The following is a 22,660-nucleotide window of genomic DNA, read 5'->3' as shown; positions in this document are numbered from 1 at the left end:
AACCTGAAGTTCACGGAGGACTGAACATGCCCATGCTGAGCGCACGCCGTCTCGACTCAAACCTTTAAAGTCCAAATTTAATGGACTTTTAAAGTCCATGACGTCCAGACTCCCGGATGGCGCCGCCGCGCCGAGCCCTGCCCCCGAGGAGTTCATGCCCACGCCCCCATCTGACAGCGATCCGGCGCGCTCCCGGGTCGCACCGTTCCGCCACCCCCTACCGCCCACGCCCCACCGGCCCCGGCCCCTCTTCACCATCGAGGGCGTCCGCTACGAGGCCATCCGCGAACTGGTGCGGATGCAGACAGGAGAGGTGCTGATGCTCGCCCGCCGGTTCCCGGAGCGAGGGGACACCCTGCCCGGGCTCTGCTTCGTGCGGCGGCTGGCCAATCCCTCCACCACGCCACGTCGCACGCGACTGGGAGCGGAGATCCTGCTGGCCTTCCGGCTCCGTCACCCCGCCATCGCCCAGGTGTTCCATCGCAAGGTGCACCAGGACTCGCTGCACGTGGTCATGGAGTACGTCGACGGTCCTTCATTGGAGACACTGGTGAGCGCGAGCGTGGCGCGCGGCCAGCCCGTCTCCGAGTCCTTCGCCCTCTACGTGGGAGCGGAGCTGGCCGAAGCGCTGCACCACGCGCACACGCTGACGGATGATGCGGGCAAGCCCCTGGGAATCATCCACCGCGACGTCAATCCCCGGCACGTCTACGTGGGGATGCACGGCGAGGTGAAGCTCGTGAACTTCGGAGCGGCTTATTCGGTGGTCATCGGACGCGAGGAGTCACCCGCCAGCCTCGTCCGGGGTGATGTGGCCTATGCCTCTCCCGAATACCTGGAGCGGCAGACACTGTCGCCACGCTCGGACGTCTTCAGCCTGGGCGTACTGCTGGTGGAGCTCTTCACCAGCAAGCATCTCTTCGACGTGCAGGACGTGCCCCGGCGGCCCGAGGGACTGCGCCCGTTGCAGGTCGAGTTCCTCCCTTCCCTGCCACTGACGCAGATGCGGGTGTTGCTGGCCTGCTTCGGCCCGACGGAGGTCGAGGCAGCGGTGGGACAGCTCTCACCGGATGTGAAGCAACTGCTGCACAGGGCCCTGCGCTCCGAGCCTGAAGAACGGTTCGCCACCGCGGCGGACCTGCGCGACGCCCTTCGCTCGGCCCTGGCCAGACGGCACCCGGGCTACGGGCGCCAGGAGGCCGCGGCGGAAGTCGCGCGGTTGCTGGCGGAGGGCCGCGTGCTCCGGGACGTGGTGGAGTTTGGCGAGGGCGGCCTCTTCGAGGAAGACTTGGCGGAGGAGTAGCGCCTCAACGCGCCAGGGCGGAGGCGACATGGAGGAGTGCGTCCAGTTTCTCCGCGTCCAGCTTGCGCGCGAGGTGCAGAAGGCGTCGCAGGTCCGGCGCGTCGCCTTCTTCCCGGGGCGACTGCTTCTTCGCCCCCTTGCGCACCTCACCCGACGGAGTCAGGCCCAACAGCGTTTCAGGGGAGACGCGCAGCTCCTGGCAGAGGCGATAGAGGGACGGGACGCTGGGCAGCATCTTGCCGCGCTCCAGGCGGCTGTAGACGGGGTGTACCAGTCCAATGCGCTCGGCGACTTCGGCCTGCGTCAGTCCCAGATGCTCGCGGGCGGCGCGCGCCGCCGTGCCAATGGTGATGCCGAGTTCTTCATTCATGGAGGGTGCGCAGCGTATCCGAGATATGCGCTGGGGCCCCCCCGGCCTTCGCGAGGAGGCCGCATGCGCGAGACACATGAACCTGGAATGAGGACGCCATGAGGCCACCCCCCGCCATCCTGGCACCCGGGGCGGAGGTGCTGGGCTACACGGTGGAGCGCCAGCTGGGACAGGGCGGCTTCGGCACGGTGTACCTCGCGCGCAACGCGGGACAGCCATTCGCCTTGAAGCTGCTGTACCTGCCACGTGCCGGCGAGCGGGTGGAACGGGAGGTCTCCATCCTCCTGAAGCTTCACCACCCCCACGTCGTGGGCCTCCAGGGTTACGGGCTGTGGCCCCCACGCGAGCCGCGCTTCGCGATCATCGTGATGGAGTACGTGGACGGACGCAGGTTGGACCTCTGGGCCGACGAGGAGAATCCCTCCGCGCGCCGGGTGACGCGGGTGTTGCTGGACGTGGCGCGGGCGCTCGCCGCGACGCATGCGGAGGGGGTGCTGCACCGGGACGTGAAGGAGGCCAACATCATGGTGCGCGCCTCGGACGGCCCGGCCAAGCTGGTGGACTTCGGCATTGGCGACTACACCGGCGCGCGTGAGCTGACGGTGGACATCCTCCCGCCCGGGACGCCGGACTACCGCGCGCCCGAAGCGTGGAGGTACTTCCGGCAGTATGCCCGGGTGCTCGGGGCCCGCTACGAGGCGGGCGCGGCGGATGACCTCTGGGCGATGGGCGTGGTCTTCTACTGGCTGCTGACGGGGCGCAGGCCTTTCAATGGCGAGGACGACGCGAGCTTCATCGAAGCCGTTCTCACCCAGCCGCCCGTGCCACCACACGAGGCGAATGAGCGCGTGCCTCCTGCGTTGAGCGACGTGTGCCTGCGGCTGCTGGAGAAGACGCCCGAAGCGCGCACACCGAGCGCCCTGACCGTCGTGGCCGCGTTGGAGGAGGTCCTGCGAGGCGCGGATGCGACGTGGGATGTGCCCCTGTGCGACGCGTTCGGTGAAGACACCGCGACGACGGAGAGCGAGCTGGACAGCTTCGAGAAGTGGCGGAACCGTCCCCGCCACCGGCCCCGGCGGGGCGTGCGCGCGCCACCGGAGGCGCCACCGACGCCAGCCGGAGCAACGCCGCCGAAGCCACGACATTCCTTGCGCGCGTGGGCGGTGGTGGTGACGGCCCTGGTGCTGATCACTGCGGGCGCGCTGCTGCTGCGCGGGGCAGCGGGGCCTTCAGGAGCAGTCACGCTTCGTCAGGAAGTAGCGCCCACTGACAAGTCGACTCAATCTGACCGGGCCGTGGCTCCCAACGGGACAGAGGCCATCGCCGCGGCCGTCGCACTTCCCGCGACGCTCCAGGAGGTTGCCACCACCGTGACGACGCAGACACCAGAGACTCCCGCCCTTCCACCCTCCTCGAAGCCAGCGAAGAAGGTCCGGAGCGTCATGACCCGAGCTGCGGGCATGGCCACCTGCACTGCGTTGCTGGGATGCCCCGGTACGCAGGTACGTCCACCTCCGCCGCCAGAGCCCTGCCCGGTGGGAGCGGTGAAGGCCATGAAGGAACGGGGCCTCAGGATGGGGGACGAGTACATCGCAGCCTTCGACTTCTCGCGACCGCGCGTCATCTCGGTGTCCGACGGCCCTACACAATTTCTACTGGCCCAGAACGTGGGAAGCCTGCTGGGCGGTACGGCACTGTCAGGCCGGCTCATCGTGAGAGACCGCGTCTACGGGCGCCTGACGTGGGCGGAGACCAAACAAGGCGACAGCTTTCCCGTGTGCCTTGAGGTCTACGCGGAGGTGGGAGGCCGGGGCCTGCCGAGGGAGCCTGGAGACGACTCCCCGTCGAGCGCCCGGGTCTTCACCACGGTGAGCGTGAAGGCAGTGCGTGAGTTCGAGTAGCAGGCCTGCCTGGGAGATGCCGCCAAGTGCCCTCTTCATCCACGATTGTCTTCCTGGCGCTCGTGCTCGCGAGTGCGGGGGCATTCGCTCAATCCGAGAGTTCAGCCTCCGTGCCGGGCGCCCGGCGCATCGAACTGACTCCGGAGGGAACTCCATTCGTCGCGGAAATCGCGGTCAGTGCAGGGCTCTCCACGGGCCTCTACTTTGACTCGGACCTGATGCGTGACGGCATCGAACTGGAAGGTCGGGAGCGCTTCACCCTGGTGGACGTCGGTCAGGCCACGCTCCGCCTGGTCCCCTCTTCGCGTGTCATCCCTGGCGAGCACTTCCGGCTCGTCGTGCGCTTCAAGGATGGCGCGGCTCCGGTGAGTGCCTCGTTTCTCCTTCAGGTGCATCCCGCGAAGACGGTGCCCGTCATTGAGGTCTATCGCGGGAAGCGGACGCTCGAGACCTATCAACAAGAGATCCGGGAAGTCCGTGCGGAGTTGGAGCGCTGCCGGGACGAGAGCTCACGGTTGGTGGCTGAGCATGAGGCCCCAGCCGGACTGGCGGGGCTCCTCTCCACCGGCACCCTGGATAAGGAGGGTGTGGTGGGTCGCGTCGTGACCCAGGACATCCTTCCGTCTTCTGGTAATGCCCTGGAGGCGGCCTCCGTCATTACCTACCGCGCCAAGAGGGCTGTTGCCGTCGTGGTCACGCTGGCGACGAAGGCGGGAGCGCAGCCCTGGAACTTGAAGGGAGCGACACTTCGAGGCAGGAGCGGAGCGGAATTGCAGGTGCTCAGGGTCTGGCAGGAGCCATCCAGTCCCTTGACCCAGGCCCGAAGCATCGTGGTCGAGGCTGAAGCCCCCGAGGCCAGTATCCAGGGACCGTACGCCCTCAAGCTCTGGGAGGACGGACCGCGCACCCTCACGCTGGGCAACGTGACGTTCCCATAGGCACAGCTGCGTTTGGGCTCCGCACAATGGAGAGCATTCGGAGGCAGACCCTGGTGACGGAAGACCTTCAGAAGCTCGTCGCGAAGTTCGAGCGGCATGCAGCGGCGCAAACGGACGCCATCTGGCGCGGCGACGCGAAAGCCGCGAACAAGCACGCGGATGAATCCATTGCTGCGTTCAAACGGCTGAGGACCCACGGCGATGTCGGTCGGGACGCGCTCGCAACCCTCTTCACCCATCCACGGATGGATGTTCGAACGGCTGCGGCGGCACTGCTCCTGCGGTATCGCACCGCCGAAGCCAAGGCCGTGTTGGAAGAGGCTGCGAAGGGGAAAGGGCTGATCCCCTTTGAAGCAAAGGAAGCTCTGAAGCGATGGGAAGAAGGAACCTGGTCCCTGGACCCCGCTTGAGCGAAATCAGCCGCTACGCCCCACCGCCCTGCCACGTCAGCATCCCGATCACGCCCACGTCGCGAGCTCCTCCCGCGTGGAACCTCCAGGGCACCGCCACGCCGAACTCCAGGGACTTCAGCGGGCGCGCCAGCAGCCCCGGTGACAGGAGCACGGTGGACGTACCGTCCTCGTCCCTCCACCCCGCCTCCACCATGGGCCGCAGTGGTCCCAAGGCCAGCACCGCTCCGGCCGCGAAGTCCGGATGCAGCTCGTTCCCCAGACCGCGCACCCCAGGCAGCTCTTCCGCCTTCAGTTGGAGGTTGAAGCCCACCGGCCCCACGTCCTGATACGCCAGCAGGTACGGCTCGAAGCCCGGGCGGAACCGGTCGTCCGTCATGTCGCGCGTGGCTTCCAGGTCCATGCCCACGCTCAGCGTGAAGCCACGCCGGCTGTCATTGATCAGCGCCAGTCCGATGCCCGCCTCCGCTGTATCCAACCCGCGCGGATCCTCCGGCGTCGTCAGCGCCACCTTCGCTTCCACCTGCACGCGGTCACTCAGGCCGTACTCGCCGCGCACCGGCAGCTCGAAGCGCGTCTCATCGTCCTGACGCGTCCACTCCAGCCCCGTGCCCAGCTCCACCTGCCCCCGCTGCTGCGGTGGCGCTCCGTCTCCAAGGAAGAACTCCTGCACCCTTCCCTGCACCCCTTCCGCCGCCACCGCCGGCACCGAGAAGAGGCCCAGGAGTCCCACCGAGACGAGCCACCGTCCGTTCGCCATGCCCGTACGGTGGACACGGCCCTCATGCCCCGGGGCCTCTCCGCCGTGCCCGCCACCGCTCGGCTGCTCGCCCGCTTCGGGAACAACACAATGCGCTGGCGCTCCGCGTGGGGGCTTGCATCACCGTGCGTGAGGGTGGCAAGCCTGCGCTCCCACTTCTTCGAGATCAACCATGACCCTCCCCTCTGCTCGACACACCGTGGCCCTGCTGGCCCTGAGCCTCACCGCCTGTGGCGGCAAGGACGTGCGCCCCGGTGATGAGAACCCCAACCCCGTCACCGACCCCTGCGAGGAGAGCAACTCCATCGACCCGGCCAGCGGGACGTGCGCGCCCCTGCGGTTGCAGTGCGCCCGGGACCTGAGCGGCTTCAAGACCGACCGCTACGTCTGGCGCGACCGCGACTGTCACGTGCGCTCCGTGTCGCTCGTGCGCAACGACGCGGCGGATCCCGCGGGCTGGAACGGCGGCTACATCCGCCGCTACACCTACGAGGTCGCGGGCGCCGAGCGCACCTGCGACGGCCAGAGTTCCCAGGTGCCCGGCTGGGGCATGGTGACCAGCCACCTGAAGGACGGCCAGACGTGGGGCGCCTGGACGCAGGACGTGCGCGGCTCCGGCCGCTTCCTCTTCAAGGGCGCGCACCACGCGCTGCACGAACTGAAGTGGCCGCTGTCGCTGGACGGCCGCGTGGTGCAGGTGACCGTGCAGTACTTGTTCGCCACCGGCCGGGACCACCCGCTGTATGCCATCACCCACGACGCGTCGGGCTTCCCCGCGAACCAGATTGAAGCCGACGTGCGCTCGCCCTACGGCGACCTCGCCTTCGACGGCAACGCCAGCACGGACATCGCCGGCCTGGGCTGGGGCGACAAATATCGCTTCGTCACGCTGTCCTCCCCCGTGACGATGAACACCGGTTGGGACTACCGCGAACCCAACGTCGTCCCCTACACGCGCATGTGGACCGCCGCTCCGGACGCGGAGATGGGCGCGGTGCAGACCCAGACGTGGGAGCAGAAGCCCGCGGGCGGCTACTGGCTGTATCCGGAGTGGGGCACGCGCCACGCCAACGGCCCCATGCCCGTGGACTACAACTGGCCCTACCAGCTCAACCAGTACGAGCTGCCCTCCGTCACCAACTCCCACCGGCTCGCGTGGGGCAGCAACTTCGGCGCGGTGGGCCTGTCGCAGTACCCGCGCCTGGGTGATGACGGCGTGATGCTCTCCGGCCATCCCTACCAGAGCTATTCCGTCTTCATGGTGCTGGGCACGCACACGGCCAGCCCCGTGCTGTCGCTCGTGTCGGAGGTGGAGGCCTGGCAGGGCGTGAAGCTCACCGCCTCCGAGGGCACCGTGCGCACGCGCGGCCCGGGCGGCGTGGGCCGGACCGACTCCGTCACCTACGACGTCGCTGGCTACAACCCCGTCTACGCCACGTGGGAAGCGGACGCCGCCTCCAACCGCGTGACGCTGGCGTTCGACACCGCGGGGCGCACGCTCGCGCGCCCCATGGTGGTGGTGCACGGCTACACCGCCGCCACGGCGCCGACGACGGTCACCCTGGACGGCAAGTCGCTCACCGCGGACACGGACTACTTCGCGTCCGTGGATGCGGAGGGCAAGGCGCTCTGGCTCACGCTCCAGCGCGACCTGAAAGGCGCCGCCACCCTGAAGGTGGAGTAGCTCCACGCACGGGACAGGCCCCTGGCACCCTCACGAGTGCCCGGGGACTTCCCTTCCGTGCTTCACGCTGGAGCGTCAGTCCGCGGAGCCGCTGCCGCCGTAGCCCTGCGGGGCCTCCGAGCGCAGCCGCTGCCACTCGGCGCGGGCGTCCTGCTCCACGCGCTTCTGCTCGTCCACGCGGCGGCGGGCGTCCTCCACCTCGCGCTTGGTCTCCGCGACGACGGACATGAAGTTCGCCTCGGACATGTTCTTGGCGCGCACGTCCCCGCTGCGCTCCAGCGCCTTGAACTGGGCCAGGTTGAGCTCCGAGTCCGCCACCTTCAGCTCCGCGGCGCGCAGGTCCTTCTCCGCCTTGGCGGTTTCCGTCTTGCGGTCGTGCCAGGCCACCTCGGCGTCCGCGGCGACGCGCCCCGCCTCGGCGCCCTGGAGCCGGATCTTCGCCGACGCGATGGGGCTCTGCTGGCCGGTGGCCTCGGCGGCCTTCACGGCGGCCTTCTCCGCCTCCATGCGGCTCTTGGCGGCGTCGCCATTGCGGCGGGCCACTTCCGAGGCGCGCTCGGCGTCACGCACCGCCACCTCGGCGCGCGTCACGTTGTCGGCGGCCTTGGTGCGGGCCAGCTGCGCGTCACGCACCGCGCCCAGCTGGTCCTCGGGGACGCGCGCCATCATCGCGTCGTCCACTCGCGCGGCCTTCGAGCTGCCGCAGCCGGCGAGGAACGTCATGGACGCCCCCAACGCCAGTCCCACCACCCAGTGACGCTTCGTCCTGTTCTGGAACATGCTCTCGATCCCCCGTACGAAGATGACTGGGGAAGAACCTAGACACGCCCCCGTTACGCGACAGGGGTCATGGACGCCGTCGTTCCCCCTGGAATCCGTCCGCGTCCGGGCCGGCCGTGGAGCAGGCAGGCGGGGCCCCATTTCCTCTCCGCGCCGTTGCCGTCCCGCACTTTCGTCACGGGGCATGTCCCAACCCGGACGGGGTGCCTGTCTCAAGGTCGCGCGAACGACGCGCCACCAGGGAGAGGGACCACATGAAGCGAACCGGATGGGGATTCGTGCTGGGGACGAGCTGCGCGCTGATGGTCGCGGCCTGCGGCGCCGGCACCGAGGACTTCGAAAACCCCGAGGGCACCGAGTCCGTGAAGATGAGCATCTCGCTCGCGGGTGACGCGTGCGGCGTCACGTCAGCCGCGGCGACCGTGAGCGCGCAGGACCTCCCGCCTTCGTACCCCCAATCCCTCTACGTGGGGAACGGCTACATCGAAGGCTACCTGAGCAACATCCCTGTCGGGCCCCGGCGCGTCGTGGAGGTGAGGGCCTACAACCGGGCGGGGCTGGAGGTGTACGCCGGCAGCACGGCCGTGGACGTGTACCAGGGCTCCGTGGCGTACGCGCAGCTCCAGCTGAAGCGCAATCAGCAGAACTGCCCGGGCACCGGGACGGGCGACATCTACATCGTCGGCACGCTGGAGGGCACCGGTCCGTCCCAGGACGCGGGCTACGACGCGGGCCCCGGTCCGTTCGATGCGGGGCCGTTCTACGACGCAGGCAGCGCGTTCGACGCGGGCAGCGCGTTCGACGCGGGATAGAACGCGTGGAGGCGTTGTAGCGCTCAGGTGCCCCGGCCGTAGAACCACGCGGTGAGGGCCAGGCGGGTCGCATGAGCGGGCATCACCTCGTGCTCCAGCCGCTCGCTCAGGAACACCACCAGGCGGTCCAGCACCGGCGCCACCTCCACCGGGGCGCCGGTGTCCTCCGGGAACAGGCGCAGCACGCCGCCGTGCTCCGGCATCCAATCGGCGTTCGCGTACCAGATGGCGGTGAGCCGGCGATTGAACTGGCCCGGGAACGCGTCGCGGTGACGGGCGTAGTGCGCACCGCCGCCGGGGTAGCAGGCGAGCTGCAAATCGAAGCGCCCCAGCCCCAGGTACGCACCCGAGGACACGGCCTCTCCCAGCGACTGGAAGCGAAGCCACAGGGCTTCGAGCTCGGGGGCGGCGCCGGGCAGCACCCATTCGATGTGGTCGCCACGCACGGACGTCTCGAGCGCATGGTCCGCGCCGCGCCGGATGCCCGCGGGCTTCAGCGTCGCGGCCTCCACGCGCGCGAGCGCCGCGGCCCGTACCTCCAGCGCCCGCGCCTCACCGAGGAAGCCGTCCCGCACGAAGTACCCCCGCGAGCCCAGGGCCTCCACCTCCGCGTCCGTCAGCTCCACCGTGCGCCTCTCCTTCGCGAGCGCCTGTCCGGAAGCCCGCGTCCGCACGCTGCCCCAGGACGCCCCCGTTCCGGAAGCGGGTAGACTTCCCGCCCATGGCGAAGAACGTCTCGCGAGCGCTGTCCCTCCTCGCCGCCGTCGCGCTCGGCGCGCTGGGGGCCTGGGTGCTGTTGCGTCCCGCGTCCCCCCGGCTGCCGGACACCGCTGCGGTGGTGGAGCAGATGCGGGAGGTGGCCCGGCTGGAGACGCTGGACGTGTCCCTCTACAAGAAGGTCACGTTCACGCCGGAGCCCCAGGCCACGGACGCGCTGTGGAAGGACGTGCTGCTCTGGGCCAGCTACACGCTCCAGAACCCGCACGGCCGCGCCATCGTGTTCGCGGACGCGCACCTGGGGTTCGACTTCCAGCGCTTCGATTCGAGCCACCTGCGCGCAGTGGGCACGCGCGTGGACGTGCTCCTGCCGCCGATGCAAGTGACGGTGGCCCTGCGGCCCGGGGAGACGGAGATCATCGACTCCAACCTGGACAGCGCGCAGACGGCACAGCTGCTGGAGAAGGCGCGACTGGCCTTCGAAAAAGAAGTGCGACAGGACCGGCGCCTCCAGGAGAAGGCGCGTCAGTCCGCGGAGCGCTCGCTGCGGGGGCTGCTGCTCACGCTGGGCTTCCGTGAGGTGCGGTTCGTGGAGACCTTGCCGGTGGGGAGCGCGGGATGACGGAACGGTTGGAGTTGCTCCAGGGAGACATCACGCGCGTCGCGGTGGACGCGATCGTGAACGCGGCGAACTCCGGCCTGTCGGGTGGCGGCGGCGTGGACGGTGCCATCCACCGCGCGGCGGGTCCGGAGCTGGTCGCGGAGTGCCGCACCGTGGGCCGCTGTCCCACCGGAGAGGCCCGCATCACGAAGGGCTACCGGCTGCCCGCGGCACACGTCATCCACGCGGTGGGTCCTTCGTGGTGGGGCGGGGACCGCGACGAGGACGCGTTGCTGGCCTCGTGCTACCGGAGCACGTTCGCGCTGATGGAGCAGCACGGGCTGCGCACGGTGGCGTTCCCCGCCATCTCCACGGGCGCCTACGGCTTCCCCATTGAACGGGCCGCGCCCATCGCCCTGCGGGAGATCCGCGCGGCCCTGGCGCGGCGGCCAGAGCTGGAGCGCGTCACCGTGGTCCTCTTCAGCGAGCAGGACTTGAAGGCGTATCAGCGGGCACTCGGCGCGTAGGTCACGCGCTCCGCAACACATCACCTTCCAGCACGAACGCTCCGGGCACCCCGTCCGGCGCGTGCCCCAGCGTGGCGAGCCTCCGCACAGACTCACCATCCGAGTCACGGCACAGGAGCGCCACCTCGCGCCGGCCCAGACTCACGCGCAGTGGGCCTCCGCCCGTGGCGGCATCCAGCCTGCGGCGCTGTGCCTTCGTGAGCAGCCGTGCGCCGTCATGCCCGTCGCCGCCCGCCACCGCCCAGATGCCGGAGAACGCCTCCGCCAGCCGCACCTCGCCCTGGTCGATGACGACGGGCCGCACGTCCGCGGGCCGCAGCTCCAGGTTGTGCCACGCCGCCGCGTCCACCGCTTCGAGCGTGAGCCCTGCTTCCTTCAGCGCGGAGGCCGGCAGGTAGCGCACGAACTCCGCGTCCTCCAGGACGTAGAAGACCTCCAGCCCCTCGGGCCCTGGACGGAACAGCGCGCCCTGGGTCCCCGCCACGAAGCCCTGGGGCCGCAGCACCGGGCGCAGCGCGTCCAATGACATCCCCGTGGGCCCCACGCCCGAGGACAATCCGCCCAGCCTCGACGCCAGCGCCTCCACGTGCGCGGTGAGCCCCTGCGTGCCCGGTGCCTCCTGATACGCGGCGTACAGCGAGCCCACGTCCACGCGGCCCACGCCACCCGAGGCCAGCTTCACCAACAGGTCGCGGCCCTGGCGCCGGAACGCCACGCCCGCGCGTCCCAACGCGGCGGTCAGCGCGGCGGTGAACTCCGGGCGCAGCACCTGCTCCTCGGGCGCGGGCGGCGGAGGCAGGTCCGCGGCCTCCAGCTCCGCGCGCAGCAGCTTCGCCTCCGCGTCGAAGGGGTCCCGCTCCACGGCCTCCGCCACGTAGGCGCGGGCGCGCGCACCCTCTCCCTGCCGCAGCGCGAGCACGGCCAGCACCTTGAGGGCCTCCGGGTCACCGGGGCTCAGGACCAGCGCATCCCGCAGCTCGGATTCCGACTCCCGGTGCCGCTCCAGCCCCAGCAGCGCTCGCGCGAGCCCCAGGCGCACCTGGAGGTCCTTGGGGAAGTCACGCCGCAGGGCCTGCATCAACGGCAGGGCTTCGCGGTGCGCGTCCGCGTTGACCAGCGCATGCGCCACGGTGAGGCGCAGCGTGGGTCCAGGCGTGCGCGCGGCCTCGTCACGCAGCGCCTCCAGCTCCGCGCCGCTGAGCACTTCACCCGCCTCCACCTTGCGGCGCAGGCGCTCCAGTTCCGCCGGGGAAATCACGCGCGGACTCTACCCCCTCCGACCTCCTCACTTCGATGGATTGAGGCGCGGGACGACAAAGTGAAAAGCCGCCGGAGCTCCAGGCCCGTCAGTGCGTTGTGTCGTGCGTGTCTTCCGGTTCAGAGGACTCCTCCTCTCCCCGGTGCTGGGAGAGGAAGTCGTCCAATGCGCCCACGTCGATGGGCTTGCGGAACACCGCATCCACCTGCGCCAGGCTCGCGCGGTTCTGTCCCCGCACGTCCATGCCGGTGACGATGGCCAGCAGCGCCTGGGGCGTGCGCTGCCGCAGCTCGCGCGCCAGCTCCCAGCCCGTCATCTCCGGCATCACCGCGTCCAGCAGCGCGGCGTCGTAGGGGTGCTTCTCCCAGATGCGCAGGGCCACTTCCGGACTGTGCGCCACCTGCACCTCGTAGCCCTCCTCGCCCAGCACCTCCGCCATCATCCGCGCGTTGTCCAAATCATCGTCCACCACCAGCACGCGGCGCGCGCGCCGGGGCAGGCGCGGCACGCCTCCCGGAGCCATCCGGGGCACCGGCTGCGACGTGGGCGCGGGCTCCCCGGCCGAAACGTCGCGGAAGCGCGGCAGCCGCACGAGGAAGCTCGCGCCCGAGCCGTCGCGCCGGTTCTCCACCGTCAGCTCTCCGCCCCAGCGCTGCACCTGCGTGCGCGCCACCGCCAGGAACAGCGAGAACTGCGGCGCCCCCGGGTCCCTGCGCAGCGGGTCGAACAGGCCCGCCAGTTCATCCTGCGCATAGGGCTTTCCCCCGTCCTCGATGCGCAGGTCCAGCCAGTCCTCCGCCGCCGGACGGGAGCGAATCACCAGCGTGCCGCCGCCCTCCATGCGGTCGCGCGCGGACAGCATCAGGTTGACGATGAGCTCTCGGAAGAAGCCCGCGTCCGCGTTCACGCCCCACGGGAAGCCCAGGTCCAGCTCCGTGTGCACCGGGTGCTCGCGCTGCTCCAATTCGCCCCGGGCCAGCTCCAGCGCCTCGCGCACCGTCTGGTCCACCGGCACGTTGCCCAGGTGCTCCTCGGTGCGCTGCACGTTGAACTCCTGCAGCCGCGCCACCAACTCGCCAATGTTGCGCACCGTCTTGTCCAGCGCGTCGACGTGCTCGGGCTTGTATTCGCGTTGCAACAGCGTGATGCGCAGCCGCAGCACGTTGAGGAAGTTGTTGAGCGCGTGCGCGGCTCCGCTCGCCAGCTGCCCCAGCGCCTGCTGCCGGGTGCGCCTCAGGAGCTGTCCCTGGAGTCTGCGCACCTCGTCGTGCGCGTTCTCCAGGGCCTTGGTCTTCACCGCGGCCTCGGTGCGGTCGCTGAAGGTCTGGATGACGCCCGCCAGGACCTGGTCCTCCTCCCACACCGGCGTGGCGCTCATCTCCAGCGTGGCGTCTCCACCGCCGGGGCGCTCCACCTGCATCATCACGCCGCGCACCGGCCCCTTCTCGCGCAGCGCGCGCAGGAAGGGCATGTCCTGCACCTTGAAGGGCTCGCCCGTGGGGTGCCGCGCGTTGACCTGGGTGAGCACGGGCCCCAGCGAACCGGTGGCGCGCGCGCCCACCACCGCGCGCATGGGCACGCCCATCAGGCGGCTCACCGGCGGCGAGGCGAAGGACACCGTGCCATCCGTCTCCGCCAGCAGGATGCCCACCTCCACGTGGTTGAGCACCGACTCCATCACCGCAGCCTCGCGGAAGCGCACCTCCTCCGTCTTGAGCACGCGCGCGTAGGAGGCCTGCGCGGACGCGTCCGCCTCCCACACCAGCTCCGACACCAGCTCCGCCACGTCCGCGTGGATGACGCCTCCGTTGCGGCGCGCATAGACGTAGAGCAGCACCTCCTGGAGCGACTTGAACTCGCGGGTCAGGTCCTCGGGTTCGAAGTTCTGGTCGTACCGGAAGGCCCCGTGCGAACGCACCACCTCCGGCCACAGCCGCACCGCGTCCTCACCGCGGTCCTCGAGCAGCCGGGCAAGCTCGTCCAACAGATAGCGCAGCGGTGCGCGCAGGTCCCGGCCGGGGACCTCCACCTCGTACGTCTCCGCGCGCAGGCGCTTGGACCACAGGCGCGTGATGCGCTCGCCCTCGTCCGAGAGCAGGCCTGACAGCGCGGCGATGGCGGTATCGGAAGATGGCACGCTCAAGGGCGCACGATGCGCACGCTCCAGGCGCCCAGCCACCCGCCCCCCGTCTCTTCGTGGTGCGGCAATGTCAGGCGTTCCACACGAACGCCTCCATCACGGGTCCCGAGCGCCCGCCTGCCCGGCCGCCCTGGCAAAGGCGAGCGGTCGTCCCCACCTTTCCAGGCACGGATGAGCACGAAGGAGCACAGGAAGAACGACCTGGAGCAGCCTGAGATATCTCAGCAGGCCATGGCGCAGCTCTTCCGTGGCGAGCTGAGCCGCTCGGACACGTGGCGCACGCGGCTGGACACGACGACGAACTGGGCGCTCACCACGACGGCGGCGGTCATCTCCTTCGGCTTCGCGTCGCCGGAGAGCTCGCACGTCACGTTCCTGGTGGGCATCTGGATGGTGGTGTCCTTCCTGCTCATCGAGGCGCGGCGCTACCGCTACTACGACCTGTGGAACCGCCGCGTGCGTCTGCTGGAGGACGGCTGGTGGGCGCCGATGCTGCGGCGCGAGCCGGTGGATCCAGACGCGCTGCGGGAGCTGGCGGTGGAGATGTCCCGGCCGCAAATCCAGCTGTCGCTGGTGTCCGCCATCGCGACGCGGCTCAACCGCGCGTACGGGCCCATCCTCATCGTCCTGTTGGTGACCTGGTTCTTCAAGGTCTACAGCCACCCGCGTCCGCCGCGCGACTTCGGGGACTTCGTGGAGCGGGCGCACGTGGCCTGGATTCCGGGGCCGGTGGTGATGGCCGCGCTGCTGTTCCTCACCGTGGCGGCGGCGTACCTCTTCACCGCGTCCTTCTTCATCCGGTCGCCGCTGGGCGAACTGCGCACCCGGCCGCGCGGACGCCGGGCGGCGATGTGGGAGGCCTTCTACCGGCCCTACGCCATCCAGCGCCGCAAGCGCCCGCGGCCCCCGGGCGCGCGCGCCAACGCGCCGCGCCCGCCCGCCCCGTTCGACCACTGACTCAGCCGCCGAGCTGCGCGCCTACCTGCGCCATCAGCGACATCACCCGGGCGCGCGTGGGCGCCTGGAGGTCCGGCCGCAGCGCGATCGCCTGGAGCATCTGGAACACGGGCGTGCCCCCCTCCAGGTGCTGGGCCGCGACCGCCAGCAACGCGGGCTCTTCACCCGCCGCCAGCCCTCCGGCCACCACCCACGCCCGCAGGTGCTCCAGCGCACCGGCGTCAAGAGGCCGCGTGTTCAGCGCGTCCAGCAGCGCCCGCTGCACGCTCCGGTCCTTCTCCGTCCCCAGCGCGTCCAGCAAGAGCCGCGTGGCCAGCTCCTGCGGGGCCTGGCGCAGCGCATCCGCGGCCGCGGCCCGCACGTCCGGGGACTCCGCGCGCAGGTGCGGCGGCACCACGTCCACCAGCCGCTCCGCCGCCGTGCCCCCCAGCGCGCGCAGCGCGTGCGACCGGTCCTCGTCCCCCGGCGCCTGGGCCACGGCGTTCTCCAGCGTCCGCACCGCCGCTCGCGCCTCCGCCGACTCCGGGTTCAAACGCGAGGACCAGGCCCCCAGCGCGTACGACGTGGCCCGCTCCACCGGGACGTCGTGCTCCGTCCGGGCGCGGTCCAGCAGCCCGTTGAGCATCACCCCCATCTCCGGCTCCGGCTTCGTCACGAACCCCGCGCGCTGCACCATCATCACGTACGCGCCCGTGTGCTCCCGGGCCTCCGGCGCCTGGAGGAGCGTGCGCAGCGTGGCCTGCGCCTGCGGGTGACCCGCGCCCACCAGCAGGTCCAGCATCAATTCACGCATGCCCGGGTGCGTGCCCGGCTTCAGGAACAGCCGCGCCAGCTCCTGGCAGCGCTTCGGCTCCAGTTGCAGCGCCGCGATGGCCCGCCGCGCGAACACGTCCAGCCCCGCGATGGCATCCGGACTGGTGGCGTCCTCCAGCGTCTCCAGCAGCTCGTCCACCGTCATGCCCTCCGCCTGACTGCGCAGCTGTGCCGTCTCCGGGTCCGTGTCGAAGGCGATCTGTGACGGCGTGCGCACCACGAGCTTCTGCTCATCCGAAGGAGGCAGGGGCTGCATCTCGCGCGACTGGTACGTCAGCCGCAGGCGCAGCCGCTTGGACACCAGCGCGCGCCCGTCCGTGCCCAGCGCGTCCAACACCTCGTCCTGGGTGATGGCGACGAGGTGTCCCTCCGCGTCGCGGTCGAAGGCCGTGAGCGATCCCAGCTCCTGCTTCGCCACCGTCGCCGCGCCCGCCGCGCGCAGGCTCTGGTAGCGCGTCCTCCGGCGCGTCAGCCGCGAGGTGTCCCCGGGCTCGAAGGCGAACGTCGACGCCACGTCGCCCGTCTGCGTGGACTCGGTGGCCGTCCACGACGGCTCATCGCGCAGCTCGGAGGGAAACAGCTCCGCCGCCAGCGTCTGCGCGAACTGGCGGAACAGCGGGGGCTCCGCCTCGGAGAAGCGCACGGCCTGGAGCGCGCCGCGAGCATCCAACTCCAACCAGGCGCTGGCGGTGTCCGGAAGGTGGGCCTGGAGCGCCGCCGCGTCGGGCAGCAGCGCCTGGCCGGAGAGGACGGCCTCGTGCCGCGCCAGCCGGCGCAGCGTCAGTCGCAGCCGGGTGCCGGTCGCGCGGGACTCCAACGCCTGGAGCACGAGCTCGCCGTCCAGGTGCAGCACGCCCTCCAGCTCCTGGGCCTTCGCGCCCGGCCCCGGCATGGGCAGCGCCACGCGCGTCAGGTCGTCCCAGACGAGGTGGAAGGTGTGCGCCTCGCCCACGCGCCAGCGGAACAACGGCAGCCGGTGGGAGGACTCGGAGGCCTCCACCGTCGCGGCGGACGAGGACGGATTGGACAGCCAGAAGGGCAACGCACCCAGGCACACCAGGGCACCCAGGCCAGCCACGCCACGAACGAGGGTCGAGCGACGCATGAAACACTCCAGCGGGAAAAGTCGAAGGAAGAAGGGAACCACTCCCCGGGGCCGTTGGAGGCGGCCCCGGGGTCATGCGGGAGCGCGGCTAGTAGAGCTGCGCGAGCGGCAGGTAGTGCTGGTCGTTGAAGAGCTGCGTGCTGGTGCCGAAGCCCTGCCACGACACGATGGGGAACTCGACCTTCAGGAAGCCCAGCTCCCCGAACAGGGAGAGCCGGCCATCCAGCGAGCGCAGCGTCATGTTGAGGCTGGTCCCCAGGCCCAGGTACAGCGTGTTGGGGTTCGTCGGGTGCGAGGGCGAGCTCAGCGCGACGCCGATGCGGCCCTCCAGCGGCAGGCTGAAGCTCAGGATGGTCAGCGAGCCGCGCACGCCCACCTGGAGGCCCGGGATACCGAAGGCCACCGCCACGAAGCCGTTGGCGGACGCGTAGGGCCCGATGCTGCCCAGCAGGTCCAGCGTGATGAGGTTGCGCGCGCAGTCACGGCCCAGGGCGCCGCCCATCGACGTGGCGATGCCCACCTCCACGGACAGGCCGCCGCTCACCGTCACGGGGATGAACCACACCATGAAGGTGGCGCTCGCCTTGGCCGCGTCCTTGTCCACGAAGGGCTTGCGCTCGATGAAGGTGAAGCGCGCCGGGTAGGACTTGTCGAACGTGAAGACGGACTTGCCGAGCACGCGCGCGCCCAGCTCCACGCGGATGGCGGAGGGCTGCGTGGACGCGCGGCCGGACAGCCAGGCGATCTCCGTGCGCACCGGGCTGAACACGTTCGCGTAGAGGCCCAGCTCGCTGAAGATGGCGGCGTTGGTGTCGCACCAGTTGCCGGTGAACGCGGAGCCGGGCGTGGACAGCTCCCAGCCCGCGCGCAGCGAATAGCCACCGCCGAAGTTGTTGTCACCCGCGTAGCCGCCCGCGGAGAAGTCCTGCGCCTGGCGCTTGGTCATGGTGACCGGGTTCGTGGGCGGCTGCTGATTCGCCGCCTGCTGCGCCAGGTACTCCGCCATGGCCTTGACGTACGCATTCACCAGCGTCGGGTTGAGCGTGTAGTCCTTCTGGTCCAGGCCCTTGATCTTCAGCCGGTCCGCGTTGCGGATGAAGCTCTCCGCGCCGAAGTCGTTGCCGGTGACGGTGAGGCACTGGCGCAGGTCCGCCTCGCGGCGGGGCACCATGACCGCGTCCACCATGGCCTTGTAGCGACGAGGGCTCCAGTCACACGCCGTGGCCTTGCTGGTGTCGAGGCAGCCCTCGGAGTCCGCCTTCACCAGCGACTCCTCCAACTGCTTGTCCAGACCGTACAGCTGCTCGGCGACCCTCTCATCCAGCTCCACCGTGCTGAAGTCGCGGCTGCGCAGCATCTCCGACTCGCGCTGCCAGCCGGCGTAGACGGCGTTGCGCCGCTCCAGCAGGGCGGAGAAGGCCTCCTGGCGCTGCTGAGAATCGTTGAGCACGTCGTCGGCGACCTTGCTCAGCGACTTGCTCAGGGCCTGGTGCCACGCGTCCGAGGGCAGCACCGCCTGACGGGCCTCCACGTTGTTCGCCTTCAGCGCCGCCTCGGAGGTGAAGACGTAGCCCTTGGCGCCCTTGGGGTACGGCCCCGGCACGAAGCGGAAGTACGCGTTCTTCTCCACGCGCGTCTTGCCGTCCCAGAGGGGCGCCTGCTTCACCCCGTCCTTGCTGAACAGCGTGCGCTCCGCGATGCCTCCGGAGCCGTAGGCCGCGGTGAACACCGCGCGGAAGTCGTCGCCGAAGCGGCCCGCGTTCTGCTCGAAGCGGCTGAAGTCGTAGTGCTTCTCGTGCACGTACTCCTGGCACGAGCGCTCCAGCACGCCGTTGGCGTCCCACTCATTGCGCTGCTTGTTGTACGCCTGCTCCACCTTGGTGAGGTTCTTGTAGTCCTTGCGCGCCAGCACCTGGCCGCGCTGCACCTGGCCCACGACGGACTCATCCGAACCGGAGAAGAGCGTGTCGAGGACGGCGTTGGGCTGCACGGCCACGGACTCCACGCCGCCGCCCATGCTCTCGGGCAGCAGCGCGGTGCGCTTGGACGCGGTCGTGTAGCGGGCCTTCCACTCGGACTCCATCAGGCCCTGGCAATAGGAGTCGTTCTCCTGGCCGCACGAGGACGCGCGGTAGTCCACGTTGGAGCACTCGGTCAGCGTGGGTTGGGTGCAGGGGGCCGCCAGCGCCTGGGGGGCCGCCAGCGACAGGGTGGACAGCATGGCCCAGCGCACGGGGTGCGGCAGCCGGACAGGGGTTCTGCGCGAACTCATGAAAGCCTCATCTCGGGGAACGCACGGGCCAGCAGGGCCCGGACGCCGCAGCCCATGAGCACGATGCGTGCCGGGCCTCTTCACCCCGCGCGCCAGAGGGAGCAGCGAGGGAGCGCCTGGCGCCGTGAGGACGCGCAGACCACAAACGGCAAGTTCAGCCGTTGCCCCGAAGGCAACGACAGACACTCCGGGCCTGGGGCGCGATACACGTTCGACACATGCGTTGGGCGCACCCTCCGCGGGGGCCGGCCCCCCGCCGTCACGCCCCCGGGCGGGTCAGCCAAGGCCCCCTGCCGGGCGGCCGGACGGACCACCCGGGCTGATGGGGGCCATGCCCAGGGGTAAATCCCGGGTGCTTTCGCCCTTCCGGCCCTCCCGGATTTGTGGTGTGAACCGCCCCCATGGCGAACACGCGCATTGTGACGGTCATCAACGGCGACGGCATCGGTCCCGAGGTTTCGGCGGCCACCATCCGCGTCCTGGAAGCCCTCAAGGTCCCCCTGGAGTTCGAGTTCAAGGACGCGGGCACGGAGGTGGTGGCCAAGTTCGGCACCAACCTGCCCCACGAGACGGTGGAGGCCGTGCTCCGCAGCGGCGTGGCGCTCAAGGGCCCCACTGGCACCGTCGTGGGTGGCGGCCTGCCCTCCGCGAACGTGGGCCTGCGCAAGCGGCTGGACCTGTACTCGTCCCTGCGCCCGGTGAAGAGCGTCCCCAACGTCAAGACGCGCTACGAGAACGTCGACCTGGTCGTCGTTCGTGAGAACACCGAGGACCTCTACGCGGGCCTGGAGCACATCGTGGTGCCGGGCGTCGTGGAGGCCATCAAGGTCATCACGGAGAAGGCGTCCACGCGCATCGCCCGCTTCGCCTTCGAGTACGCCAAGAAGAACGGCCGCAAGAAGGTGTCCGCCATCCACAAGGCGAACATCATGAAGCTGTCGGACGGCCTCTTCCTGGACTGCTGCCGCAAGGTCAGCCGCGAGTTCCCGGAGGTCGCGTACGACGAGGTCATCGTCGACAACCTCTGCATGCAGCTGGTGAAGGACCCGACCCGCTTCGACGTGATGGTGCTGGAGAACCTCTACGGCGACATCGTCAGCGACCTGTGCGCGGGCCTGGTGGGCGGCCTGGGCATGGTGCCGGGCGCCAACATCGGCGAGCGCACCGCCGTCTTCGAGGCCGTGCACGGCACCGCCCCGGACATCGCGGGCAAGGGCATCGCGAACCCCACCGCGCTGATGATGTCCGCGGTCATGATGCTGGAGTGGCTGGACCTGCGTGAGGCGTCCCAGCGCATGGCCAACGCCATCCAGAAGGTCTACGGCGGCGAGTCGAAGGTGCGCACCGGCGACCTGGGCGGCAGCGCCACCACGCGCGAGTTCACCGACGCCATCATCGCCGCGCTGTAATCCTCGGCGCGCGGCGCGGTACCGCTGCGAAAGCCAAGGGGGCGGGAGGATTTCCTCCGGCCCCCTTCGTGCTTTCAGCCGACGATGACCTTGCGGACGCCCCGAGCTTCCAGGAGCGCGGGAAGCCGTTCGCGCTGGTCGCCCTGCAACACCAGCGCGTCCTCCTCCACCACGCCACCGCAGCCCAGGCCGCCCTTGAGCGCCTTGAGCCAGGTGTCCAGCTGGGCGGCGGGCAGCCCCAGCTGCTCCACCACCGTCACCTCCTTGCCGCCCCGGCCCTTGCGCTCCATGCGCACCACGGCGCGCGCGGGGCCCTTGGGCTCCGGCTTCTCCCGAGGCGGGGGCGGAGGCGGCCCGGCGGGCAGCGCTTCCCGCTGCGCGGACAGGGCGGCGAAGGGGTTGTTGAAGGGCCCCGGCGGCGGGGCCTCGTCCTTCTTGTCGCGCTTGCCCATGGCGTCCTTCGCGCTCCTGTCCCCTTACGGGTGGGCGTGGCCCTCGTGGCCGGGGGAGCCGGTGCCCCGCGAGCGCGGAGGCGGCAGGGCGCTGAAGGCGGGGGCGTCGGGGTTTCCGCTCGCCAGCACCAGCGCGTAGATGAGCGGCGCGAACGGCGGCACTTCACGGCCGTTCACCAGCACCAGCGGCGTGCCCTGGATGTTGAAGCGCATGGCGTACTCGACATCCTGGCGCAGCTTCCCGATGGTCTCCGGCGCAGTCATGCACGCCTCCAGCTGCGGGCGCGCCACGGAACCAGAGCTGGCGATCTCCATCACCTTGTCGGTGTCCAGGAAGGCCTGCGCGGCGAAGAGCCTCTCGCGCAGCGTCCAGAAGTCCTTGGCGCCCTCCAGGCACACCGTGGCCCGGGCCGCGGCGCAGCGCACGCTGAGCGCGTCCGGACCGCGGTTGGGGATGGCCGGGTTGCACTGGCCGTCCAGCGGGAACTGCCGCGCCTCCACGGACAGCATGCCCTGGGGCGCGTGCTGCTTGATGGCGGCCAGCTCCTCCACCAGCATCTTGCAGTGGGGGCACTTGCTGTCGGTCCACTCCAGCACCTTCACCGGCGCGTCCGCCGGGCCGTAGAGGGCGCGCGACGGATAGGCCGCGAGCTTCGGCGTGGCCGCGCGATACACGGCGAGCGCATCCGACAGGAACTGGCGCTGCTGCGGCTCCAGTCTGGCGATGAACTCTCCCAGCGTGGCGGGCGGCGCGGGCGGAGGCGGCGGCATGGGGGAGTTGGGGCCGGACGTGTTCGGCGCCTGCGTGGAGGCCACTGGCGGCAGGAAGGCGCCGGCCTTCGGCGCGTGCGGCGTGGCCCGGCCGGGCATCAGCATGGCCACGAAGGCGACGGCGGAGATGCCCACGGTCCACTTGAGCGTGTCGCCCCACTCGCCCGCCTGGGGCATCAGGGGGCCGGGCAGGCCGCGCCACGCCACGCCGGTGAAGACGAGCACCAGCGCGTAGGTGCCCATGCAGGTGGGGCACACCACGCCCAACTGGGCGCTGACGGCGGCGAAGACGATGATGGAGACGACGCCCGCGAGCGCCAGCAGGCGCAGTCCGTTGGTGGCCGGGCGCACATCGCGGCCCGCCTTGGCCCACGCGAGGTACAGCGCGGAGAGGCCCACGGCGGCCAGCCCCCACACCAGGCCCAGGCCCGCGATGGGGATGCCCAGCGTGTCGTGCACGGCGCTGGCGAAGTCCGAGTTCCAGACGGTGGCGCAGTTGACGGTCTCGCTGATGCTGCAGGCGGTGGAGCCGCCCGCGCGCACCGTGAGCAGCTCCAGCCATTGATAGACGGCGAGCCCGCTGGTGACGAGTCCCAGCACCAGCAGGCTCGCCGTCTATCCTGTCTCCTATACACATCTGACGCTGCCGACGACCGCATAAGTGTAGCTCTCGGTGGGCG

The 22,660-nt window shown here is 70.4% G+C and carries 20 protein-coding genes; 10 read left to right on the top strand and 10 right to left on the bottom strand.

The genetic code is table 11. From position 1 onward, the window contains the following. Positions 1 to 97: 97 nt before the first annotated feature. The gene (locus tag D7Y15_RS27110) at positions 98 to 1,303 is read left to right on the top strand and encodes a serine/threonine-protein kinase (protein WP_233605103.1); all 1,206 of its coding nucleotides are present in this window, start codon (positions 98 to 100) and stop codon (positions 1,301 to 1,303) included. 4 nt (positions 1,304 to 1,307) lie between these two features. Here the strand turns inward: D7Y15_RS27110 and D7Y15_RS27105 are convergent, their stop codons facing one another. Further along, positions 1,308 to 1,673 carry a helix-turn-helix domain-containing protein gene (locus D7Y15_RS27105; protein WP_121754386.1) on the bottom strand — a complete coding sequence of 122 codons (366 nt, stop codon included), beginning with the start codon at positions 1,671 to 1,673 and terminating at the stop codon, positions 1,308 to 1,310. Between the two features lie 98 nt (positions 1,674 to 1,771). Between D7Y15_RS27105 and D7Y15_RS27100 the strand changes: the two genes are divergently transcribed. From D7Y15_RS27100 to D7Y15_RS27090, 3 genes are read left to right on the top strand one after another with little or no spacing between them, the layout of a single operon-like run. Further along, complete coding sequence (locus D7Y15_RS27100; RefSeq protein ID WP_121754385.1) at positions 1,772 to 3,574, top strand: serine/threonine-protein kinase; 1,803 nt, start codon at positions 1,772 to 1,774, stop codon at positions 3,572 to 3,574. A gap of 26 nt (positions 3,575 to 3,600) precedes the next feature. After that, positions 3,601 to 4,512 carry a DUF2381 family protein gene (locus D7Y15_RS27095; RefSeq protein WP_121754384.1) on the top strand — a complete coding sequence of 304 codons (912 nt, stop codon included), beginning with the start codon at positions 3,601 to 3,603 and terminating at the stop codon, positions 4,510 to 4,512. 53 nt (positions 4,513 to 4,565) lie between these two features. Then, on the top strand, positions 4,566 to 4,922 hold the full coding sequence (locus D7Y15_RS27090) for a DUF2019 domain-containing protein (protein ID WP_233605102.1): 357 nt from the start codon (positions 4,566 to 4,568) through the stop codon (positions 4,920 to 4,922). A gap of 13 nt (positions 4,923 to 4,935) precedes the next feature. On the opposite strand, the gene D7Y15_RS27085 is transcribed toward D7Y15_RS27090, so the two are convergent. Continuing rightward, positions 4,936 to 5,682 carry a hypothetical protein gene (locus D7Y15_RS27085; protein ID WP_120579105.1) on the bottom strand — a complete coding sequence of 249 codons (747 nt, stop codon included), beginning with the start codon at positions 5,680 to 5,682 and terminating at the stop codon, positions 4,936 to 4,938. 172 nt (positions 5,683 to 5,854) lie between these two features. Here D7Y15_RS27085 and D7Y15_RS27080 point away from each other — a divergent pair, with 172 nt between their 5' ends. After that, on the top strand, positions 5,855 to 7,366 hold the full coding sequence (locus D7Y15_RS27080; RefSeq protein ID WP_121754382.1) for a hypothetical protein: 1,512 nt from the start codon (positions 5,855 to 5,857) through the stop codon (positions 7,364 to 7,366). A 75-nt stretch (positions 7,367 to 7,441) separates the two neighbouring features. On the opposite strand, the gene D7Y15_RS27075 is transcribed toward D7Y15_RS27080, so the two are convergent. Continuing rightward, entirely contained in the window at positions 7,442 to 8,146 is a 705-nt protein-coding gene (locus D7Y15_RS27075) for a hypothetical protein (protein ID WP_121754381.1), read from the bottom strand. A gap of 254 nt (positions 8,147 to 8,400) precedes the next feature. Here D7Y15_RS27075 and D7Y15_RS27070 point away from each other — a divergent pair, with 254 nt between their 5' ends. Continuing rightward, the gene (locus D7Y15_RS27070) at positions 8,401 to 8,958 is read left to right on the top strand and encodes a hypothetical protein (protein WP_120579107.1); all 558 of its coding nucleotides are present in this window, start codon (positions 8,401 to 8,403) and stop codon (positions 8,956 to 8,958) included. 23 nt (positions 8,959 to 8,981) lie between these two features. On the opposite strand, the gene D7Y15_RS27065 is transcribed toward D7Y15_RS27070, so the two are convergent. Beyond that, positions 8,982 to 9,632, bottom strand: coding sequence for a 2OG-Fe(II) oxygenase (locus D7Y15_RS27065; RefSeq protein ID WP_233605101.1), 651 nt, complete (start codon positions 9,630 to 9,632; stop codon positions 8,982 to 8,984). A 47-nt stretch (positions 9,633 to 9,679) separates the two neighbouring features. On the opposite strand from D7Y15_RS27065, the gene D7Y15_RS27060 reads away from it, so the two are divergent. Both D7Y15_RS27060 and D7Y15_RS27055 read left to right on the top strand, forming a co-directional pair. Further along, entirely contained in the window at positions 9,680 to 10,297 is a 618-nt protein-coding gene (locus D7Y15_RS27060) for a DUF4230 domain-containing protein (RefSeq protein ID WP_121754379.1), read from the top strand. Continuing rightward, positions 10,294 to 10,803: an O-acetyl-ADP-ribose deacetylase gene (locus tag D7Y15_RS27055; protein WP_121754378.1), complete on the top strand. Its 510-nt coding sequence runs from the start codon at positions 10,294 to 10,296 to the stop codon at positions 10,801 to 10,803. Before D7Y15_RS27060 ends, D7Y15_RS27055 begins: the two co-directional genes overlap by 4 nt. A gap of 1 nt (position 10,804) precedes the next feature. Here the strand turns inward: D7Y15_RS27055 and D7Y15_RS27050 are convergent, their stop codons facing one another. Together D7Y15_RS27050 and D7Y15_RS27045 are read right to left on the bottom strand one after the other, a co-directional pair. After that, entirely contained in the window at positions 10,805 to 12,061 is a 1,257-nt protein-coding gene (locus tag D7Y15_RS27050) for a tetratricopeptide repeat protein (protein ID WP_121754377.1), read from the bottom strand. A gap of 88 nt (positions 12,062 to 12,149) precedes the next feature. Further along, positions 12,150 to 14,198, bottom strand: coding sequence for a response regulator (locus tag D7Y15_RS27045; protein WP_121754390.1), 2,049 nt, complete (start codon positions 14,196 to 14,198; stop codon positions 12,150 to 12,152). A gap of 174 nt (positions 14,199 to 14,372) precedes the next feature. On the opposite strand from D7Y15_RS27045, the gene D7Y15_RS27040 reads away from it, so the two are divergent. After that, positions 14,373 to 15,158, top strand: coding sequence for a DUF2270 domain-containing protein (locus D7Y15_RS27040; RefSeq protein WP_120579112.1), 786 nt, complete (start codon positions 14,373 to 14,375; stop codon positions 15,156 to 15,158). Position 15,159: 1 nt separating this feature from the next. Here D7Y15_RS27040 and D7Y15_RS27035 read toward each other — a convergent pair whose 3' ends face one another. Next, positions 15,160 to 17,076, bottom strand: coding sequence for a HEAT repeat domain-containing protein (locus tag D7Y15_RS27035; RefSeq protein WP_121754376.1), 1,917 nt, complete (start codon positions 17,074 to 17,076; stop codon positions 15,160 to 15,162). An 88-nt stretch (positions 17,077 to 17,164) separates the two neighbouring features. Beyond that, positions 17,165 to 19,348 (bottom strand): hypothetical protein, encoded by a 2,184-nt coding sequence (locus tag D7Y15_RS27030; RefSeq protein ID WP_120579114.1) that lies wholly within the window; start codon positions 19,346 to 19,348, stop codon positions 17,165 to 17,167. Between the two features lie 401 nt (positions 19,349 to 19,749). On the opposite strand from D7Y15_RS27030, the gene D7Y15_RS27025 reads away from it, so the two are divergent. Then, positions 19,750 to 20,757 carry an isocitrate/isopropylmalate dehydrogenase family protein gene (locus tag D7Y15_RS27025; RefSeq protein ID WP_120579115.1) on the top strand — a complete coding sequence of 336 codons (1,008 nt, stop codon included), beginning with the start codon at positions 19,750 to 19,752 and terminating at the stop codon, positions 20,755 to 20,757. Positions 20,758 to 20,831: 74 nt separating this feature from the next. Here the strand turns inward: D7Y15_RS27025 and D7Y15_RS27020 are convergent, their stop codons facing one another. Beyond that, on the bottom strand, positions 20,832 to 21,209 hold the full coding sequence (locus D7Y15_RS27020; RefSeq protein ID WP_121754375.1) for a translation initiation factor: 378 nt from the start codon (positions 21,207 to 21,209) through the stop codon (positions 20,832 to 20,834). A 24-nt stretch (positions 21,210 to 21,233) separates the two neighbouring features. Further along, entirely contained in the window at positions 21,234 to 22,580 is a 1,347-nt protein-coding gene (locus tag D7Y15_RS27015) for a thioredoxin domain-containing protein (protein WP_233605100.1), read from the bottom strand. Positions 22,581 to 22,660: the final 80 nt, after the last annotated feature.

Source organism: Corallococcus sp. AB030 (assembly GCF_003668965.1).
GTDB lineage: Bacteria > Myxococcota > Myxococcia > Myxococcales > Myxococcaceae > Corallococcus > Corallococcus exiguus.
The sequence above is the reverse complement of the archived record's forward strand: the minus strand, read 5'-3'. Positions and strand labels throughout refer to the sequence as shown.

Coding starts and splice junctions, on each gene's coding strand:
- D7Y15_RS27110 (WP_233605103.1), top strand. CDS start 98: ATGACGTCCAGACTCCCGGATGGCGCCGCCGCGCCGAGCCCTGCCCCC.
- D7Y15_RS27105 (WP_121754386.1), bottom strand. CDS start 1,673: ATGAATGAAGAACTCGGCATCACCATTGGCACGGCGGCGCGCGCCGCC.
- D7Y15_RS27100 (WP_121754385.1), top strand. CDS start 1,772: ATGAGGCCACCCCCCGCCATCCTGGCACCCGGGGCGGAGGTGCTGGGC.
- D7Y15_RS27085 (WP_120579105.1), bottom strand. CDS start 5,682: ATGGCGAACGGACGGTGGCTCGTCTCGGTGGGACTCCTGGGCCTCTTC.
- D7Y15_RS27080 (WP_121754382.1), top strand. CDS start 5,855: ATGACCCTCCCCTCTGCTCGACACACCGTGGCCCTGCTGGCCCTGAGC.
- D7Y15_RS27075 (WP_121754381.1), bottom strand. CDS start 8,146: ATGTTCCAGAACAGGACGAAGCGTCACTGGGTGGTGGGACTGGCGTTG.
- D7Y15_RS27070 (WP_120579107.1), top strand. CDS start 8,401: ATGAAGCGAACCGGATGGGGATTCGTGCTGGGGACGAGCTGCGCGCTG.
- D7Y15_RS27060 (WP_121754379.1), top strand. CDS start 9,680: ATGGCGAAGAACGTCTCGCGAGCGCTGTCCCTCCTCGCCGCCGTCGCG.
- D7Y15_RS27055 (WP_121754378.1), top strand. CDS start 10,294: ATGACGGAACGGTTGGAGTTGCTCCAGGGAGACATCACGCGCGTCGCG.
- D7Y15_RS27040 (WP_120579112.1), top strand. CDS start 14,373: ATGAGCACGAAGGAGCACAGGAAGAACGACCTGGAGCAGCCTGAGATA.
- D7Y15_RS27035 (WP_121754376.1), bottom strand. CDS start 17,076: ATGCGTCGCTCGACCCTCGTTCGTGGCGTGGCTGGCCTGGGTGCCCTG.
- D7Y15_RS27030 (WP_120579114.1), bottom strand. CDS start 19,348: ATGAGTTCGCGCAGAACCCCTGTCCGGCTGCCGCACCCCGTGCGCTGG.
- D7Y15_RS27025 (WP_120579115.1), top strand. CDS start 19,750: ATGGCGAACACGCGCATTGTGACGGTCATCAACGGCGACGGCATCGGT.
- D7Y15_RS27020 (WP_121754375.1), bottom strand. CDS start 21,209: ATGGGCAAGCGCGACAAGAAGGACGAGGCCCCGCCGCCGGGGCCCTTC.